Annotated in this window: 1 protein-coding gene; it reads right to left on the bottom strand. The window is 71.2% G+C overall.

All coding sequences use genetic code 11. The features are described 5' to 3' along the window. A partial coding sequence (locus tag WBA11_RS01150) for a Calx-beta domain-containing protein (protein ID WP_424518899.1) occupies positions 1 to 2,378 on the bottom strand: 2,378 nt, incomplete at both ends.

The following is a 2,378-nucleotide window of genomic DNA, read 5'->3' as shown; positions in this document are numbered from 1 at the left end:
GGTCTGGACCGAGGCCCCGACGGTGAGCGCGAGCCCGCTTGGGCTGCCGACCTCGGCGCCGGACGGGTCGAGCAAGGTGAAGTCGAAGGTCTCGGCGCCCTCGGCGGCCCCGTCGTCGGTGACCGTGACGGCGACTGTCCGGGAGCTCTCGCCGACGGCGAACGTGACCGTCTCGGACGTGAACCCGCCCAAGTCGGCGGAACTCGCGCCCGGGTCTTCGCTGCCGACGAACGTGACGTCGACGGTGACGCCGCCCTCCGGGGCCGGCTCCGAGAGCGTGACCTCGAGGCCGACGGTCTCGCCCTCGCTCGCGGTCGCGGTCTCCTGGGCAAACTGGACCGTCGGCGCGACCGCGACGGCGGCCGAGAACTCGCTCGTGCCCCCGAGCACTTCGCCGGCCTGGGTGGCGGTCGCCGTCACGACCTCACCTAGCGCGATGTCCACGCCCGTGACCGTGCCGGACCCGGTGCCGCCCTCGCCCACGGACACCGTCGTGCTGCCTAGGAAGCGGGCGCCCTCGCCGAACCCGGACAGGTCGGCGTCCTCGCTCGCGAACACCTCGACGCGGTACGTCCCGAACTGGCTGTCGAGCGTGACCGCGACGTCGTAGGTGCCCTCTGCGGCGGGCGTCACGGCAGTGATGACGGGGTAGTTCTGCAGGTCGTTCGGCCCGTCGTCGACGTCGCCGGCGTCGTTGGCCGTGACGCCGGCGTCGTCCTCGGTCCCGCCCTCGAGGTCGATCCCCAGGTCGCCGTTGTCGAAGATGGCGTTGCCCAGCACCGAAGCCGACCCGTCCTGAGACGACCCGCCCTGCTCGAAGAAAGTCACGGACACCCCCTGGTCGCGGTTGTTCGCGATCGTGTTGCCCTCATTGGCGCCAGTGCCGCCGACCCGGGCGCCCCGCGCGCCCTCGACCAGGACCCCGGCCCCGGCGTTGCCAAGCTCGGTCTCGCCATCGGCCGCGACGCCGATGTAGTTGCCCGCGATGACGGCGTTCGGTGTTGGGTCGTCTGGCGTGCCTCGAAGGCGCACGCCCGTGCCCCCGTTGGCCGCGATCACGTTGCGCTCGGCCGCATCGTTCTCGCCGTCGCCGTCCGTCCCGACGCGCAGGTCAGGGGAGTTGCTGGTCGCGTAGATGCCGCCGTTGCTGCCGCTGCTGTTCCCGCGTCCGTTGAGCCCTGTGGCGTCGGTCCCGATGTAGTTGCCGGCGATCACGACGCGGGCGGCATCCTGGAGCCGGATGCCCTCCCCGAAGTTGGCCGCGATCACGTTGCGCTCAGCCGCGTCGTTCTGGCCGTCGCCGTCGGTGCCGACCAAGACGTCCGAGGTAAAGAGGCCGAACACCCCAAAGTTGGTGTTGCCCAGCCGGCTCTGGCCGTCCGCGGCGATCCCGATGTAGTTGCCGGCGATGACGGTGCCCCCCGCTCCCGTCCCCACGCTGACCCCGCTCGCGTTGTTGCCCGAGATCACGTTGCGCTCGCCGGCGTCGTTCTGGCCGTCGCCGTCCGTCCCCACGCGGGCGTCCGGGGAGAAGATGGAGACGCCGAACACGTTGCCCAAGCGCTGAGTCCCACTGGCGTCCGTTCCGATGTGGTTGCCCTCGATAACGGCTCTCGGGCTGCTCGAGACCCTGATCCCGGCGCCACTGAACCCGTAGACGGCGAGCCCCCGGACGAGCACGTCGTCCGCGCTGAAGAGCGTGATTCCCTCCGTCTCCGCCTCGGCGTCCTCCGGGTCGTCGGCATTCTGGCCGTCGATCTGGACCCGGATCACGGCGTCGGACCCGACCGCGAGGGTGTTCGGGCTCGAGCCCGGCTGGGTGTACCCGTCGATCGAGATCCCGTCGTCCTCGAGGGCGGGTAGTGCACTCGAGGGCGAGATCGTGGCGACGCCGCTGACAGCGCCGAAGGTGTCGAGGATCTCGAACCCGATTGTGTCGAGGTCGCCGCCGCCCTCGCCACCGGGGTTGTCGTTAGCGACCAAGATGGCCTCGCGCAGCGTGCAGTCGCCGTCCAAGACGCCGTCGGTGCAGTCCGCCCTCGAGGTCGAGAAGCTGTACGGTTGGTCGTCGGCGGCGGTGTCTACGACGAGGTCTGCGTCGACCGTGGCGGGGATGTTCAGCGCCAGGACGACCCGGCCGTCGCGGCGTGTGCTGGCGGCGTCGTTCCCGTCGATACGCACGACCTCGAGGCCGGTGAACCCGTCTTCGCCGCTCGCCACGAACGACGCGCCCCCGGCGCCCGTGAGCGTCTCCGAAGCGGCTCCTCCACCGGATCCTCCCTCGTAGCCGCCGCCGCCGCCGCCACTGCTCCCGTCGGAGCCGTCGCCGCCACCGCCGCCGAATCCGAACCCACCGTCCTCCGCGCTCGACCCCGAAG

Source organism: Rubrivirga sp. (assembly GCF_049648075.1).
In the GTDB taxonomy this organism is placed as follows: Bacteria; Bacteroidota; Rhodothermia; order Rhodothermales; family Rubricoccaceae; genus Rubrivirga.
The sequence above is the reverse complement of the archived record's forward strand: the minus strand, read 5'-3'. Positions and strand labels throughout refer to the sequence as shown.